Here is a 14,640-nt window from a genome sequence, read left to right as displayed (position 1 = left end):
CGACTGGTATTTTACCTCAGGCCGTTCAGCTTTTCCCGATCCATCTGAAACGGATAGTTTTTGAGCTTCGCGGGGTTGGAAAGCAGATCATTCATGGTGCGCTCCCAGAGCTCACGGGAAATTTTTTCTTCTCCGATCAGACTGTAAATATAGGCCTCGAAGCTCTGATGACTGCCAAAACCAAGCAAAGTCAGAACGCGCATCGCCTCTTCCTGGTCACCGTAGCAGCGCAGGAAGCCCGGCAGGAACATGCCAACCGCTTTGCCGTGGGGCGTTCCCAGTTCGCAGGTTACGCGATAGCTCAATCCGTGGGGCAGACTCGTACCGGTGTGGGAAATCGCCATACCGCCGAGGGTGCACGCCTGCATAAGAAGCTCCCTCTGCGCTTCGCCGATTTCATAGGAAGCGAGCGCATCCTTTACCTTTGCAAAGGTCCGCAGACCCATCTCGCTGTAGACACGGCTGTAGGGCGTAGCGTTCGTGTTTAAATGGCTCTCCACCAGATGTGCTAACGTATCCACCGCCGTGTTGATACAGCCGGTTTTGGAAGCAGTCTGCAGATACGTAGAATCCACCAATGCAAGCTCTGGGAAAATATGGTGGCTGATGCTCTGTTTTACCAGCTCTCCCGCCTTGGCTTCTGTGGAAGTCTCAGAAGCAGCCGCTGTGGTCAGTTCTATTTTCGGCATCACGATTCTCGTCAAAATCGCATACGGTGTAACCTCTGAGCCGGTTCCTGCTGTCGTCGGTACTGCCGCGACTGGCAGGGCTTTATTTGCCGCCTGTTTGACCGCTGCATCTGTTTCATATAAAAAGTCTGCTTTTTTCTCCGGGTTGGCAATCATCAGCGCAATTGCCTTAGAAGCGTCCATGGGAGAACCGCCGCCGATTCCGATCACAAAATCGACCTTTTCCGAAAGCCCCAGGGCAGTCGCCCGCATCACAGTTTCCACCGAAGGATTTTCCTCGATTCCGTCAAAAACCACATAGGGCACTTGCTCGCGGTTCAGCGCATCCTTCACGTCCTGCAGGGAACCGTTTACACGGGAAGAATGCTTTCCCGTTACAAGCAGTGCTTTTGTTCCCAGCGCCGCCAGCTCCTGGCTGTGCTGCCGGACACAGCCTTTCTCGTTATAAACCTTTGTTGGCATGTATAATTTCATTGCAATTCCTCCATTCTAAGACGTGCATAAGCATACTGCTCTGTTTCTGCAATACAGCGCCGCACCCTTTCTTCTGTCGCAGGATCTTCAAAATTCAGCTCTAAAAAACGCTTTTTATAATAGCCCTGTTTCAGCACGATTCGCAGACTTTCTGCAAAATTCAGATCAAAGAAAAAGCTAAGAAAGCTGACCCAGACATCCAGCCCGGTTTTTCGTTCCTGTTTTTTGATGCAGTAATGACCCAAAATGCTCTCATATACCACATCTGAAACTGCTTCCTGGCCCACCTGCTCTGCGGAAAAACCGGTGGTATCTACAGGATTCTCCTGGGCAAACACCCGGAAAATATCGCATTTGTCCGCATCCCGGATTAACTTCGCAAAAAGCAGCGTCTTTTCATCCAGGCCATCCTCAATCGTAAGGCGGTTATGGTTTCCAATGGCCGTCAAAACCTGCTCTCTTTCCCTGGCAGAAAGCTCATCCAGGAAATCGCCCTGCCGCAGGATTTCACACCCTAACTGCGCGTGGTCGATGCTTTTATAATCCAGAAACGTGTGATAGCGCTTCAGCTGCTCAAATCTTCCGATATCGTGATATACCGCACACAGATACGCCAGTTTTTTGTCTTGTTCCGAAAGTAGGCGCGCCGCTGTAAGCTGTTCCATCACCTCCGTCACCCTTTGCGTGTGAATAATTTTTAGTTTGATCCTGGTATCGCTTCCGTCGTCATAGGCAGACGCATATTCCAGAAATTTCTGCATGGCATCCATTTTTCGTCTCCATTCTATAAGCGCATGGCAGTGACTCTACAGCATTTTCCACATATGGTCCAGTTGCCCGCAGCATGCCGTGATGCCTGCGCTTTTGTTTCTTTTATTCAATTCCGGCGGCACTGCTGCCTCAGCTTTCTCTCCGCAGCGATTCAAACACTGTGTCGTAATGCTCCGACATTTCTTCAAAGTTATTCAGCAGCTGTTCCAGCACCCGGTAAAACGTCTGCAAATCCTCCGGCGCGATATTTTTGTCCGCATTTTCCTGTACCAGCCCAATGACCTGACGGATTTTGGCGGTCTGCAGGCTGCCCTGCTCTGTCAGAACATAGCGGGCGCGGTAACGTCCCGGCTCTCCTTGTTTTTCCACCATTCCGGCTGCGATCAGCTCCGAAAATGTCCGGGAAATCAGCGCCGGGTCAAGGTCACAGGCCGCTGCCATCTCTGCAAACTGAAGTCCCTCCGAATGTCCGCTCAGCGCGTACAGCACCGCCGTGTGTGCAGCCTTTAATCCTACCATCCCCATTCCAGCTGTTTTGACTGCCTGTACTTTTTTATTCATTCTGGAAAGAGAAAGGGTAAATTTCAAAAAACGGTCATCCTTCATGGCTCTCATTTCCTTTCCCCAGATGTTTTGCATATTCCTGTCCTTCCCGGACATAATGGGCTGCATTTTCCAGATTGGAGGTGATTTCCGTTTCCGTTACACTGCGGATGATTTTGGCAGGGCTTCCATAAACCAGTGAGCCCTCCGGAATCTGCATATTCTGCGTCACCAGCGCTCCTGCTCCAACGATACAATTTTTGCCGACGGACGCGCCGTTTAAGACAATTGCACCCATTCCAATCAGTGTATTGTCCCCAACGCTGCAGCCGTGCACAATCGCGCTGTGCCCGATCGTGACATTTTTTCCCACAGTCACGCTGTAGCCCTTGTCCACATGAATGACGCAGTTATCCTGTACATTCGTACCTGCACCGATCGATACGCTGCCTGCTCCGGCACGCACGGTTGCGTGGAACCAGATACTGCAGTTTTCTGCGATCGAAACGTCCCCATATATGTCTGCACTGGGCGCAATAAACGCCGACGGGTCAATGTCCGGATTTTTCCACATCTGATTTGCCCCCTTCTTAAACAATGCGCTTTATTCATTATCTGCTTGCGCTCATTGTAGCATAAAATCCCCGACTTTGGCTTATTTTTTCATTTCCGTGAAAAAGCTCAAGAAATTCTACGAATTGCGGGTTGTCAATTCCTTTTTTTCCCGTTATACTTTTCGGGACATAGTCTTTGCGGATTGTGAGGGCACGGAAGCACGAAGCAATCCGATATCAACACTCAGAATTCAGAAAGTACAGAGAGAACAATATGAGTATTTTAAACGTAGAACATCTGTCTCACGGCTTTGGCGACAGAGCCATTTTCCATGACGTTTCCTTCCGTCTTTTAAAGGGTGAGCACATCGGTTTAATCGGCGCAAACGGCGAGGGAAAATCCACCTTTATGAACATCATCACCGGTCGCCTGCAGCCCGATGAAGGTAAGGTCGAATGGTCCAAAAATGTCCGCGCCGGTTATCTGGATCAGCACACTGCCCTTGAAAAGGGCATGACCATCCGTCAGGTACTGACCTCTGCCTTTGATTTTTTGCTGGATATGGAACAGGAATTAAACGGGATTTATGAAAAGATGGGCGAAGCAGACGAGGATACCATGCAGCAGCTGATGGAGGACGCCGGAACGCTGCAGGAGCTTTTGACTGCACACGATTTTTATATGATCGATTCCAAGGTTGAGGAGGTTGGACGCGCCCTCGGGCTTTCCGAAATCGGTCTGGACAAGGATGTTTCCGAGCTGTCCGGCGGTCAGCGTACTAAGGTACTTTTGGGTAAGCTTCTGTTGGAGAAACCGGACATCCTGCTTTTGGACGAGCCCACCAACTATCTCGATGTTTCTCATATCGAATGGCTCAAACGGTATTTAAATGATTATGAAAACGCTTTTATCCTGATTTCTCATGATATTCCGTTCTTAAACAGCGTCGTCAACCTGATCTACCACATGGACAATCAACAGCTGACCCGCTACGTAGGCGATTATGACAAGTTCCAGGAGGTTTATGCGATGAAAAAAGCGCAGCTGGAAGCCGCCTATAACAAGCAGCAGAAAGAAATTGCAGATTTGAAGGATTTCGTTGCCCGCAACAAGGCGCGTGTTTCCACCAGAAACATGGCGATGTCCCGTCAGAAAAAGCTGGATAAAATGGATGTAATAGAACTGCAGGCTGAAAAGCCGAAGCCGGAGTTCAATTTTAAAGAGGCACGCACGCCCGGCAGATATATTTTCCAGACGTCCGACCTCGTAATCGGTTATGACGAGCCGCTGTCCTCCCCGCTGAATCTGTCCATGGAACGCGGCTCCAAGATCGTCATCACCGGTGCAAACGGAATCGGTAAGACAACTCTGCTGAAGAGCATCCTCGGTCTGATCGATCCCCTCTCCGGCAGCGTAGAGCAGGGAGATTATCTGGAGATCGGCTATTTCGAGCAGGAAATGAGTCAGGATATTTCCACAACCTGTATCGAGGAGATCTGGAAGGAGTTTCCGGGCTACAGCCAGTATGAGGTGCGTTCCGCCCTCGCAAAATGCGGCCTTACAACCAAGCATATTGAAAGCCTTGTCAAAGTCCTGTCCGGCGGTGAACAGGCAAAGGTGCGTCTCTGCAAGCTGATCAACCGTCCCTCCAATGTACTCGTCCTCGACGAGCCCACCAACCACCTCGATGTGGATGCCAAGGACGAATTGAAGCGTGCACTGATCGCATATCGCGGAAGCATTCTGATGGTATGCCATGAGCCCGAGTTCTATGACGGGCTCGCAGATACGGTCTGGGACGCTTCCAAATGGACGACACGAACTGTGTGACAAAAGGACAGCACGACACGCAATATGATAACATGGCTTAGCGCAGTCCAGCGCTCTAAAAGGCAGCCGCGTCAGGAAAATTTTCCTGACGCGGCTGCCATATTTTTTAAGCTTCCTGATAAAGTTCTTTTGACCGGTAAGTCAATACCTTTCCTATTTGTAATCTTTGTTTTTGAGCAACGTACCTACAAACGGTATCGTAGCAAATTCCTGCGGGTTACTTCTGATAATGTAATCGATATAATTTCCCACAGTCAACGCGTATGCATAGTAGCCCATCGGGTTCGGATGAAAGCCCAACCCGAACGATTTACGCATTTCTGCATCGTATACGGGCGCATGCGCAGTCATATCCAGCAAGTAAGTAAACTCAAACATATCGCACAATTTGGCGAGTTCGCTTGCGATATAACGGATATCATTATCACACGCTTCACCGCGCAGTTGAGGAGTTACAACAAAAATACGCGCGTTAGGCTCTATTGTCTTAAGTTTGGAAACGATTTTGCCCATATTACCGAAAAACGTATCGTCATTATCCTGCGGACAATCGGCGTTGACGTCCTTGACACTTCCCAGAGGATGCCCGAACACAAACGAATCGTTGTTGCCTAACGCAATAATATACGCTTGATTCCATTGCCAAAATCCGTTTGCGTCCGCCCAACTTTGAACATACTCGCGCGCGGTCATTCCGCCGCGGGAATAATTGTTGTATTTTGTTCCAGTAATGCGCTCTAAAACGGCGGGCCACGAGTACTCGTACATATCAGTATAAACTATATTTCCGTTTTCATCGTGACTTTCAAACTCGCCCGATGCCAAAGAATCCCCTATAACGCCTATTTGCTTAAAAATGCCCGCAAAACCGCACGTTTCCTTAATAATATCTAACGGCTGTTCGCTTGCGCCGATTTCAAATCGTTTGTTATTCATTTTATTCACCGTCCTGTTGTTCTTCTTTAACCTTTTTAGGCTTATCCCATTCCGTACCGGTTACAGTTTTAAGATCAAGTCCGCGAGTTTCGCCGACAAACAGCCACATTATTACAATTGCCCCTACAAGCCCTGGAACCGTCATGCCCAAATACATATAACCGAACATGCTTTCGGGAATGATAGGCAGCAGTATCATAGTAATAACTGTTGCAAGTCCGCCCATAACTCCGTTAAGCAACGTATTGATTACCGTAACCGACGAACGCAGGTTTGTAGGAGACGATTCGGAAAACATAATTCCGCCGATGGTATCGCCTGCGCCCCAGTAACTGCCCATAAATCCGCCGATAGCAAAACCCGTCAAATACGGAGTCCACTTGAACATACCGCTAAAGATAAACAGCAAATAACACGTCAACGCCGAACAAGACATTGCGACTATAGTTACTTTACGTCCGAATTTATCCGACACAAAACCGGAAATCAATGTAAACAGCGCGTTGCCGACGGGATACAGAAACAAAGCAAGAGTTATTTCTTCTTCCGTCATCAGCGCCGACTTTGCCATGACCGTACTGTACGTTGCCGTACCTAACGAAGCGAGATAAAAGCAGCAACAAGCAATAATCAAAAAGCGCAATTGTCTGTGTTTGAATGCGAATTTTACAGCGGTCAGAATTCCGCCTTGTGCGTTTTGTTCGCGTCCTTCCTTGCTGCGTTGTTCACGTTCTTCTATAGGCGTTTTTAAATACTCTATTCTTTTAATCAAAAATGCGTTTGTTTCCTTAGCAAAAAGCAGCGCGAATAACGACATTACAAAACCGACAATTGCCGGCACCAAATATACTACGTGCCAACGCTCGCTTACGTTTTGCATGAGTGTAGCCCTAAGCAACGGAACAAGTAACGTGCCCAGTATCGCCACCGCTTTTACGATTGCGTAGTTACGGGCGCGAGACTTTGCATCGGAGCATTCCAGTATGTACACGCATTGCATATCGTGCGAGACCATAAAACCCATCAACGTGCCGCCTATCATGTAAACGTAGATCTCTTTGGATAAATACACAAGGAACAGCCCTAAGCCCATACATAACGTGTTAATAACCAAAAACGGCTTACGCCCGAATTTGTCCGCAAGGGGACGATAGAAAATAATAAGCAGTGTTACCGGATAGGAAATAAAACCTATGGCGGAAAAGAGCGATAATCCCGCGCCGTATTCCATACCCATATTTTTTACGAAGAATTCTGTAACTATATTCGCCTGAAACTGAATGGATATAGTAGACGCGATTTCGTCCGTTATGTAGATGAGCGACAAAATCATAAACAAGTAAATCAAATAAAACTTGTTGCTTCTTGCGTCCAACTGCTTTTCGCGGCGGATAAGTTCCTTGGCTTCGCGCGCCTGTAATCGTTCAACATTTTTTGCCATTTTGAGTTTTCTCCTTTTGAAAATTGTAAACAAGGAAATTCTTGGTCATCTCGTCGGTAATGCCGTAGCGCTCCGCCAAATTGTGTATGGCTTGCAAGAAATCCGCGCCGGAGCAGCCTTTAGACAACAGGTTTTCTTTTTCGATAAGTTTATTCCAAAAAACATTCAAAACAATTTCGTCGGTGGCAAGGGAAACAACCGAATGATTGCGCGTATGCACGTAAACGTTGCGATCGCCTTCTTCTCCGACTAAACACTCTCCGCCGTCGATTATAATTGTTGTTCTACGGTATGGAAACAGTGTTGAAACGTCGTTGATATTGTACGAATACACCGTTGCGCCCTCGACCAAAATGCTTCCGAAGGTAAAAATATACACCTTTACCCCGCGGGATATTGCGTTTTCGATATTACTACGCAGCACTTCGAACAGCTCTCGCCAAATGGACAGCGAAATTTCCGCTTGCGCGCTGTCGATAAGTTCCTTTGCCTTAGCAACGTATTTTTCTTCGCCCACTATATTCATTACATAATCGACGTCGGCGTTTTCCGTTGCAAGTTGTTGTAGCTCGCGTTCGGCGCAGGCAATATTCTTTTCGTTTTCTTCCTTGATGCTACGTATAAGGTCTTGATACTCGATAGGCTTGTAAAAATTCGGCTCTCCGTCTATACGAATAACCGCGCCCTTTGCCACCAGGCGATTGATAACCTCGTACACCAACGAACGCGCAACGCCCGAAAGTTTTGCGATTTCGTAACCGTTTAACACTTTATGTTTAATTAGTGTTCCGTATACTTTTGCTTCATTTGACGAAAAGCCGATTTTTTCTAAAAATTCATAATTGTTCATAGTAGTTATACCCCACACCACTATCATGCTACAAATCTCTGCGTTGTCAATACCCTTTTAGAAAAATATGGTATTAAATTTACTTTTTGCGTCAATACGGGCTGTCGTCAAAGTACAGTTCGTCGTACAAATCATCGTCTTGCCTATCGAAACGTTCACATGCCGCGCTTAAATTTCTTTGATAAACTGCACGCCCTCCAGTCTGCCGAACTCTTCAATCACCTTCTCATGGGATACAGGTGTATCAAAATGAAGGGTCATTGTTGCACCAACCACCCTGTTTCCATCCACATCCTTGCTGCGTACAATCTCCAGCCCGTCCATTTTACAGCCATGTTCCCGTCCATATGCCAAAAAGGCACTCAGATCCTTGATACTTACAAACTCCACGTAAGCTCCAAAAACACGCGCTGTTTTTCCAAGCCTCTTATCTACTGTTCTCAGGATTTTCAGAGAACACCAAATGGCTGCAAAACCGACAATTGCTCCGGAGTAGAAGCCAGAACCAAGTGCCAGTCCCAGACAGGCATCCGCCCACAGCCCCGCTGCGGTGGTCAGCCCCTTTACCTGGTTCTGCCGGGTCACCAGGATCGTCCCGGCTCCCAGAAATCCGATCCCGCTGATCACCTGCGCAGCAATCCGGCTCGGGTCAGTGCTTCCAAGCTCCCGGCTCAGAAAAATTCCCGTCATCATCGCAATTTCCGAGCCGATACAGACAACCATATACGTCCGAAATCCTGCCGGACGCCCTTTCTTTTCCCTTTCATACCCTAAAATTCCACTGAAAACCATCGCAAGCACAGTTCTCAGCAGCACGGAAAAAATGGTCAGCTCCTTCAAAACGGCTATTTTTTCCAACACCATACCATGCTCCCTCTTTTATCCTTCTCCTGATTTCTGCAGGCGTTCCCGCGAAAATGCCGGTAGCCTTATTTCATATGCTGTTTACAGGTATCTTTCGTCATAAACCGCCCGAACCCCGCCGACAAATTTCCGCCGCGTCCGTGCGCATACCAGATGTGCCTCCCCGATCTGTCGAATGGACAGTCTGACCGGAACCGCCACATCCTTTAGATGCATCCCGATCAGCGTATCTCCGATATCCATTCCTGCATGTGCCGCAATATGCTCCACTGCCACAGGATCAGCAAATGCCTGCCATGCCGCTGTTGCAAAGGATCCGCCTGCTTTTGGCTGCGGCATAACATTGACCGGCTCATAGCCATACTTTTCTGCCGCTTCTGTCTCCAGAATCAGTGCACGGTTTAAATGCTCGCAGCACTGGGCCGCCAGATAAATGCCTTTTTCCTGCACAGCCGCATAAATTCCGCCAAAGACCTTTGCCGCCAGCTCCGGACTGGAATAGGTCCCGATTTTCTCCCCGCCAACCTCACTGGTCGAACAGCCGACTACTAAAATCTGACCCGCTTTCATCCCGGCGGTCTCTATCAGCTCCGCTGCCGCCTGATAAGCGGTCTGGTAAACCTTTTCATATAAGGCATTGTCATATGTATAAAAAACTGTATCTGCCATGATCTGTCCCCTTTTGTCTGAAACTCTTTTTCTGTTAAGTTCTTTCGCTTTCAGTATACTCTATTTCTGACGAACTGTCAGTTGCAAAAGGCTGCAAAAGTTTTTCGTTTTTTCTAAATTTTCCAGTTGACTTTTTCAGAAAAATTCGTTATGATAATAAGGCTTGATGAAGCAATCGAAGCGTGGCTCAGTTTGGTAGAGCGCTGCGTTCGGGACGCAGAGGTCGCGTGTTCAAATCACGTCGCTTCGACTTTTAAAGACTGTTGAAATTTCAACAGTCTTTTTTGCTACAAAAATCACATAAAGCGCCCATAAGCGCCGTAAAACACCAAACCGATGGAGGATTTTTATGGAACAGGATATGACTCAACGGTATTCCCTTTGTCCCACAAAAGCTCCGTAACTTCCCCGCCATCCTTGAACACCGGAAAATTCAGACCAATCCGCTTTAGCGGATATTCAGACTCGTCATTCCTGTAAATTTCAATTTCCTTAATCAAGGCTGTGACCACATTTCTCTTTTCTTCGTCATTTATTATATTATAAACGCAGTCGAAATTCACCATGATTTTGTAAATATTCTCAAGAGTAATTGCCTGCTGCTTAATTGCATCTCGCCGAAGTCTGGCATCTTCGATTTTTTCCTCCAGCTCAACAATGACATCATATAGGGAATCTAACCGCAAGGTCATATCATGGAGCTTTCGTTCCCGATATTTTGCATCAGCAGGGAGACTGTCAATTTCCCGTTCCAATCTTGTTTTATTCAGATCAACTTCCTTCAGCTTTGCCTGATAACCCTCCAGTTCTTTATCCACTGCTTTCGTGTCAATCTGAACGCCAATCCGTTTTTTAATGGCCTGGGCATATTCCTCATTCCTTACGATCTCACGAATTGCCTCAATGACCATCGGTTCAATATCGGTCTTTTTCAGCATTGCCTTATATTCACAATGCTTACCCCGGACCATCCTATTCCGACTACATACATAATAGTAAATTTCTTTGTAAGTGCCATCTTTATTTGTCCATGCGTGTTTATTCGTATACATGGGACTTCCACAAACCGGGCATTTCAGCAGACCGGATAACAAATGAACTCGATCCCGCCCAATTTTTGACGGTTGCTTTACTCCGGTTCTAAGACGCTTGGCATGAGCCTTTTCCCATACCTCCTCACTAACAATTCCTTTATGCTGTCCTTCTGTCAGAATGTAATCGTCATTTCTTTTCATCTGGTAATCGTTTTTTGTGCCTTTGACTTTTTCCTTCGTTCTCCGTCCATAGGCAATTTTACCGCAATAAACCGGGTTATCCAATATCAGTTTAATAAAATGTCCTGTCCAATCCTCTAATGTGCCATTCTGCCTCGGAATTTTCCGTATACCTTGTAAGTTCAACTGATTCGCAATACCACCCAAACCGATTTCCGATGAAGTATATAATTCAAAAATCTTCCGTATTGCCACAGCCTCTGTTTCTTCAATCATCAGCTTGTTATCTTCCAGTGTATATCCGTAGGGAGCAAAGCCACCATTCCATCCACCTTGCCGTGCCTTTTCGCGCCGTCCGTTCATCGTCTGCTCGATAATATTCTCACGCTCAATCTCAGCCACAGCAGATAGTACAGAAATCAAAAGTTTTCCGCTTGTCTGAGAGGAATCAATCCCTTCTTCTATGCAAATCAGATTTACACCATAAGATTGAACCAACTCCAAAGAGTTAAGTATATCTGCTGCATTACGGCCAAACCGTGACAGCTTATACACTAAAATATAGTCAATGTCCAAGCCATCCTCAATATCTCTGAGCATTTTTTGAAAGGCAGGCCGTCCCTCAATGGATTTACCGGATTTACCAGCATCTTCATAAGTATCAACAACGATCATTTCCTCACGATCCGCAAATCGTGTCAGCATATTTTTTTGACCTTCCAGGCTGTATCCGTCCACTTGCATCTCTGTGCTGACCCTCGGATACAAAACACAGCGTTTTCCATATCGGTTCATAATTCATACCTCCAAAATTTACTTTTGGAAAATATCCTATGTAAAGCTGCGATTCTCACGCAGCTCCGTCAACCTCGCCCAGCACTCTCATACCATATTTCTCGATGATATGTGCCAGCGAAGTGATAAACGCTTCAAATTTTTGTTCCGCCAGAAGTTCTTCTGACCGGATTTCATCTGAAGGAATCAATGCGCTTTTATTCTGGATATTCTCCATTCAGAATCACCTCCGCAATTCCTAACGAAATTATAACTCTACTTGCACAGCCTGAAAATGATACGGCCTTTCGGCACTTTTATGTAATCCCCAGACTGCACAAGAGCGTCTTGTTTATGTTTTCCATGTCATCCTTGTTTAGATGACCAATATAGTTTTTTAACCTCGACTTGTCGATTGTTCTGATCTGTTCCAGCATAACAACAGATGGTTTCACCAAACCGCATCTGTCATTTAAGTGGTAATGCGTGGGGAACTTTCTGCTTTTTTTGCTTACACTGGTAATTGCTGCAATAATAATCGTAGGACTGAAACAATTTCCCACATTATTTTGAAGAATGAGTACAGGGCGAGAGCCACTTTGTTCAGAGCCGATACCAGGGCTTAAATCAGCCGAATATATGTCACCTCGATGGAATTTTTCAAACATCACTCTCGCCTCCTTAATATCTTAATACTTAAACAGCCGCACCAGTCTGAAAGAAATCTTCGGATAAAAACCTGGTGCGGCTACTGTTATTCTGTTCGGATTACTCGTCATATTTGCCACGCCCCCTGACGATGGGAACACAACAGGTCTCCGCTGGCGCGGCTGTCATAACTCCGCAGCATCGTTTGTATCGTGTGCCACAGGGTTCCCCCCAAGTCTTTGGCGGGCCGTGAGGAAGTATCTTTAAGCCCCCGCGCCCTCATCGCGCCGGATGTGCCACCATCCGGGTCACAGAGACGTTGATCGCTCCGAAACAGCTTGTCAATCACCTCCTGGCTGCTCCATCTTCGCGGCGTCCTGCACTCGCTCATGCGCGGGTTATGTACCTGTTCTGCCGTGTATTCAGTTGTCAAAGGTCAGCGAAAGAAAAGCTCCTTCTTGACAGCCATGACAAAAACAGGCGATTTGTCCTGTCTGTACTGCGATTTATTTGAAAAAAATATTTTGCCTTGTCCCTTCATAGAAGCTGCGGACAGCGCAAGCTCCTTACAAGCACAATAAAATAGGTACTATCGTACTCAAAAACGCCTTTTATGAGGTTCTTCCTGCAAGGAAATGGGCACGATAAAATATAATTAAGGAGACGATAGTGCCTATGGAACTGATAAAAGAGCTGGGACGAAGGATACAAAAAGCGCGTAAGGAAAAAGGATTGACGCAGCAGGAACTCGCAGATCTGAGCCACGTTTCTCTAAAGCATGTTCAAGGCTGCGAAAGAGGGGTGAAGAATCCTTCTTTTGAGGTTCTGCGCGCTTTTTGCAAAGTCTTGAATTTATCTTTAGATTCCCTGATGAATCTCGATCTGCCTGAAGATGAGCAAGCTGCCAACGATATGCGGCAGCTTTACCTTTCGTGCCCTCCGGCTGCCAGAAAAGTGCTGTTAAACTCGACCCGCGCGTTGACTGATGAGCTAAAAGAGATGGTGCAGACGGCTGGGGTTGACCCAGATGAACATTTAGAGAATAAGTAAGCCGGTGGAGGAATAAAAACCCCCACCGGCTCTCTTTTTGCCGCTATGCGGCGGTCAGGTTATTGGGCCGTATCCAGCAACCGCGCCAGCTTCTTCAGTCCGCGCCGGATGCTCTCCCACACGCGGCGGCGGTCAGCCCCCTCGATCCGGGCGATCTCGGCCACCGTCATGCCCAGGTAAAACCGGGCGTAGATACGCCGGGCCTGGATGGCGGTCAGCTGCATCAGCGCGGCATACACTTCCTCCCGCAGCAGCTTCTGCTCCAGGACTTCCTCCGGGGTGAGTGGCCGGTTGAGGGCATCGTTTTCAATGCCATCCTCCCGGTTCAGAGAGTAGTGAGCCTTGTGTCGGAACTTCCGGCGTTCATAGGCGGCATCGTCCTGCTCCTGGCCCCGGATCGCGGCCACGACTTCCTCGGCCACGTCTACAAAGACATCGGTTTTATACACATCGGGATACAGTTCCCGAAGATTGATCTTCTGCATTATGTACCTCCATTTCGATTCACGGGTTGACGGGTGAACCAAAATGAAGGCGGTGAGCGACATCTTTCGGGGAAATTCCCGAAAAAACGACAAACAAAAGCGCCAGCATCCGAAGAACGGCGGCTGGCGCTGCTAAAATAGGACTTATGACGCTTATGGACCAGCCACGATAGTGCCTGTTCATAAGCAGACGGGGACCGATTGACGGTCAGGCTTTTTTTGACAGGTAAATTCCTGCCGAATTATGTCGAAGCGGTCTTTGCTTCACGGCGGCTCCCTCCTAAAGCCGCCGTGTCAGCGTGTAGTCGTCACTCCTTTGTCGAGGGCATAAGGAACGGCGGCCTTGATGTTACTCAAAACCGCCGCAGTACCCGGAAAATCCATTTTGGGCGCACAAAGCTGCCTGCCCTGCAACGGTTTTTTTCTTTCCCCGTCTTGCGGGGCAGGATCGCTTGGCTTATTCGGTTTTAGTTTTGCTCTTGTTCGGCTGCCTCTTTCAGCCGGTCAAAACTCTCATCGCTGATGATGTGTTCAATACGACAGGCATCGGCCTCCGCAGTTTTGGGGTCAACGCCTGCGGTGATAAGCTGCTCGGTAAAGAAGCAGTGACGCTCGTAGATTTTTTCGGCTACCTCGCGGCCCACATCGGTCAGATGGAGAAAGTGATCTTCGTCCATCATAAGAAAGCCGCCGTCCCGCAAGGTAGCCACTGCATGGCACACGCTGGGCTTCGTGACCTCCATGTGCCGGGCCACATCTACGGAGCGCACTATACTGAGCTTCTTTTGGAGAACAAGGATGGTTTCCAGGTAGTCCTCCCCGGACGCATGAAGTTTCATCTGAACCT

Annotated in this window: 16 protein-coding genes and 1 tRNA gene; 3 read left to right on the top strand and 14 right to left on the bottom strand. The window is 47.7% G+C overall.

What is annotated here, in order from left to right; genetic code table 11:
• Positions 1-11: 11 nt before the first annotated feature.
• From ACLTOQ_RS14160 to ACLTOQ_RS14145, 4 genes are all read right to left on the bottom strand, one after another.
• On the bottom strand, positions 12-1,163 hold the full coding sequence (locus ACLTOQ_RS14160; protein ID WP_412319731.1) for an iron-containing alcohol dehydrogenase family protein: 1,152 nt from the start codon (positions 1,161-1,163) through the stop codon (positions 12-14).
• Positions 1,160-1,933 carry an HD domain-containing protein gene (locus tag ACLTOQ_RS14155; protein ID WP_412319730.1) on the bottom strand — a complete coding sequence of 258 codons (774 nt, stop codon included), beginning with the start codon at positions 1,931-1,933 and terminating at the stop codon, positions 1,160-1,162. The genes ACLTOQ_RS14160 and ACLTOQ_RS14155 overlap by 4 nt, the downstream gene beginning before the upstream one ends.
• 130 nt (positions 1,934-2,063) lie before the next feature.
• Entirely contained in the window at positions 2,064-2,549 is a 486-nt protein-coding gene (locus ACLTOQ_RS14150) for a MarR family winged helix-turn-helix transcriptional regulator (protein WP_412319729.1), read from the bottom strand.
• Positions 2,530-3,051: a gamma carbonic anhydrase family protein gene (locus ACLTOQ_RS14145; protein ID WP_412319727.1), complete on the bottom strand. Its 522-nt coding sequence runs from the start codon at positions 3,049-3,051 to the stop codon at positions 2,530-2,532. Before ACLTOQ_RS14145 ends, ACLTOQ_RS14150 begins: the two co-directional genes overlap by 20 nt.
• A 254-nt stretch (positions 3,052-3,305) precedes the next feature.
• On the opposite strand from ACLTOQ_RS14145, the gene ACLTOQ_RS14140 reads away from it, so the two are divergent.
• Positions 3,306-4,862, top strand: coding sequence for an ABC-F family ATP-binding cassette domain-containing protein (locus ACLTOQ_RS14140; RefSeq protein ID WP_021914492.1), 1,557 nt, complete (start codon positions 3,306-3,308; stop codon positions 4,860-4,862).
• Between the two features lie 153 nt (positions 4,863-5,015).
• On the opposite strand, the gene ACLTOQ_RS14135 is transcribed toward ACLTOQ_RS14140, so the two are convergent.
• The 5 genes from ACLTOQ_RS14135 to ACLTOQ_RS14115 all read right to left on the bottom strand — a co-directional run bounded on the left by ACLTOQ_RS14135 (position 5,016) and on the right by ACLTOQ_RS14115 (position 9,622).
• Positions 5,016-5,798 carry an SGNH/GDSL hydrolase family protein gene (locus tag ACLTOQ_RS14135; protein WP_412319725.1) on the bottom strand — a complete coding sequence of 261 codons (783 nt, stop codon included), beginning with the start codon at positions 5,796-5,798 and terminating at the stop codon, positions 5,016-5,018.
• 1 nt (position 5,799) lies between these two features.
• Positions 5,800-7,239 (bottom strand): MFS transporter, encoded by a 1,440-nt coding sequence (locus ACLTOQ_RS14130; protein ID WP_412319723.1) that lies wholly within the window; start codon positions 7,237-7,239, stop codon positions 5,800-5,802.
• Positions 7,223-8,089 carry a TrmB family transcriptional regulator gene (locus ACLTOQ_RS14125; protein WP_412319721.1) on the bottom strand — a complete coding sequence of 289 codons (867 nt, stop codon included), beginning with the start codon at positions 8,087-8,089 and terminating at the stop codon, positions 7,223-7,225. Before ACLTOQ_RS14125 ends, ACLTOQ_RS14130 begins: the two co-directional genes overlap by 17 nt.
• A gap of 168 nt (positions 8,090-8,257) precedes the next feature.
• Complete coding sequence (locus ACLTOQ_RS14120; protein WP_412319719.1) at positions 8,258-8,953, bottom strand: MgtC/SapB family protein; 696 nt, start codon at positions 8,951-8,953, stop codon at positions 8,258-8,260.
• Positions 8,954-9,034: 81 nt separating this feature from the next.
• A complete protein-coding gene (locus ACLTOQ_RS14115; protein ID WP_412319717.1) occupies positions 9,035-9,622 on the bottom strand; it encodes a TIGR01440 family protein in 588 nt (195 codons plus the stop codon).
• Positions 9,623-9,798: 176 nt separating this feature from the next.
• Between ACLTOQ_RS14115 and ACLTOQ_RS14110 the strand changes: the two genes are divergently transcribed.
• Positions 9,799-9,872: transfer RNA gene (locus ACLTOQ_RS14110), tRNA-Pro, on the top strand.
• 97 nt (positions 9,873-9,969) lie between these two features.
• On the opposite strand, the gene ACLTOQ_RS14105 is transcribed toward ACLTOQ_RS14110, so the two are convergent.
• From ACLTOQ_RS14105 to ACLTOQ_RS14095, 3 genes are all read right to left on the bottom strand, one after another.
• Entirely contained in the window at positions 9,970-11,631 is a 1,662-nt protein-coding gene (locus ACLTOQ_RS14105) for a recombinase family protein (RefSeq protein WP_412319715.1), read from the bottom strand.
• A 55-nt stretch (positions 11,632-11,686) separates the two neighbouring features.
• Complete coding sequence (locus ACLTOQ_RS14100; RefSeq protein ID WP_004797315.1) at positions 11,687-11,848, bottom strand: hypothetical protein; 162 nt, start codon at positions 11,846-11,848, stop codon at positions 11,687-11,689.
• Positions 11,849-11,927: 79 nt separating this feature from the next.
• Positions 11,928-12,278, bottom strand: coding sequence for a type II toxin-antitoxin system PemK/MazF family toxin (locus tag ACLTOQ_RS14095; protein WP_002576184.1), 351 nt, complete (start codon positions 12,276-12,278; stop codon positions 11,928-11,930).
• Positions 12,279-12,933: 655 nt separating this feature from the next.
• Here ACLTOQ_RS14095 and ACLTOQ_RS14090 point away from each other — a divergent pair.
• A complete protein-coding gene (locus tag ACLTOQ_RS14090) occupies positions 12,934-13,308 on the top strand; it encodes a helix-turn-helix domain-containing protein (protein WP_004797313.1) in 375 nt (124 codons plus the stop codon).
• 59 nt (positions 13,309-13,367) lie between these two features.
• Here the strand turns inward: ACLTOQ_RS14090 and ACLTOQ_RS14085 are convergent, their stop codons facing one another.
• A complete protein-coding gene (locus tag ACLTOQ_RS14085; protein ID WP_055658107.1) occupies positions 13,368-13,793 on the bottom strand; it encodes an RNA polymerase sigma factor in 426 nt (141 codons plus the stop codon).
• Between the two features lie 467 nt (positions 13,794-14,260).
• Positions 14,261-14,632 (bottom strand): metal-dependent transcriptional regulator, encoded by a 372-nt coding sequence (locus ACLTOQ_RS14080; RefSeq protein ID WP_055658109.1) that lies wholly within the window; start codon positions 14,630-14,632, stop codon positions 14,261-14,263.
• Between the last annotated feature and the right edge of the window lie 8 nt (positions 14,633-14,640).

This window comes from Gallintestinimicrobium sp. (genome assembly GCF_046968865.1).
GTDB classification, from domain to species: Bacteria; Bacillota; Clostridia; order Lachnospirales; family Lachnospiraceae; genus Gallintestinimicrobium; species Gallintestinimicrobium propionicum.
This window is presented reverse-complemented; position numbering and strand designations above follow the sequence as displayed.

Coding starts and splice junctions, on each gene's coding strand:
- ACLTOQ_RS14095 (WP_002576184.1), bottom strand. CDS start 12,278: ATGTTTGAAAAATTCCATCGAGGTGACATATATTCGGCTGATTTAAGC.
- ACLTOQ_RS14105 (WP_412319715.1), bottom strand. CDS start 11,631: ATGAACCGATATGGAAAACGCTGTGTTTTGTATCCGAGGGTCAGCACA.
- ACLTOQ_RS14130 (WP_412319723.1), bottom strand. CDS start 7,239: ATGGCAAAAAATGTTGAACGATTACAGGCGCGCGAAGCCAAGGAACTT.
- ACLTOQ_RS14090 (WP_004797313.1), top strand. CDS start 12,934: ATGGAACTGATAAAAGAGCTGGGACGAAGGATACAAAAAGCGCGTAAG.
- ACLTOQ_RS14120 (WP_412319719.1), bottom strand. CDS start 8,953: ATGGTGTTGGAAAAAATAGCCGTTTTGAAGGAGCTGACCATTTTTTCC.
- ACLTOQ_RS14125 (WP_412319721.1), bottom strand. CDS start 8,089: ATGAACAATTATGAATTTTTAGAAAAAATCGGCTTTTCGTCAAATGAA.
- ACLTOQ_RS14145 (WP_412319727.1), bottom strand. CDS start 3,051: ATGTGGAAAAATCCGGACATTGACCCGTCGGCGTTTATTGCGCCCAGT.
- ACLTOQ_RS14155 (WP_412319730.1), bottom strand. CDS start 1,933: ATGGATGCCATGCAGAAATTTCTGGAATATGCGTCTGCCTATGACGAC.
- ACLTOQ_RS14080 (WP_055658109.1), bottom strand. CDS start 14,632: ATGAAACTTCATGCGTCCGGGGAGGACTACCTGGAAACCATCCTTGTT.
- ACLTOQ_RS14085 (WP_055658107.1), bottom strand. CDS start 13,793: ATGCAGAAGATCAATCTTCGGGAACTGTATCCCGATGTGTATAAAACC.
- ACLTOQ_RS14150 (WP_412319729.1), bottom strand. CDS start 2,549: ATGAGAGCCATGAAGGATGACCGTTTTTTGAAATTTACCCTTTCTCTT.
- ACLTOQ_RS14140 (WP_021914492.1), top strand. CDS start 3,306: ATGAGTATTTTAAACGTAGAACATCTGTCTCACGGCTTTGGCGACAGA.
- ACLTOQ_RS14115 (WP_412319717.1), bottom strand. CDS start 9,622: ATGGCAGATACAGTTTTTTATACATATGACAATGCCTTATATGAAAAG.
- ACLTOQ_RS14160 (WP_412319731.1), bottom strand. CDS start 1,163: ATGAAATTATACATGCCAACAAAGGTTTATAACGAGAAAGGCTGTGTC.
- ACLTOQ_RS14100 (WP_004797315.1), bottom strand. CDS start 11,848: ATGGAGAATATCCAGAATAAAAGCGCATTGATTCCTTCAGATGAAATC.
- ACLTOQ_RS14135 (WP_412319725.1), bottom strand. CDS start 5,798: ATGAATAACAAACGATTTGAAATCGGCGCAAGCGAACAGCCGTTAGAT.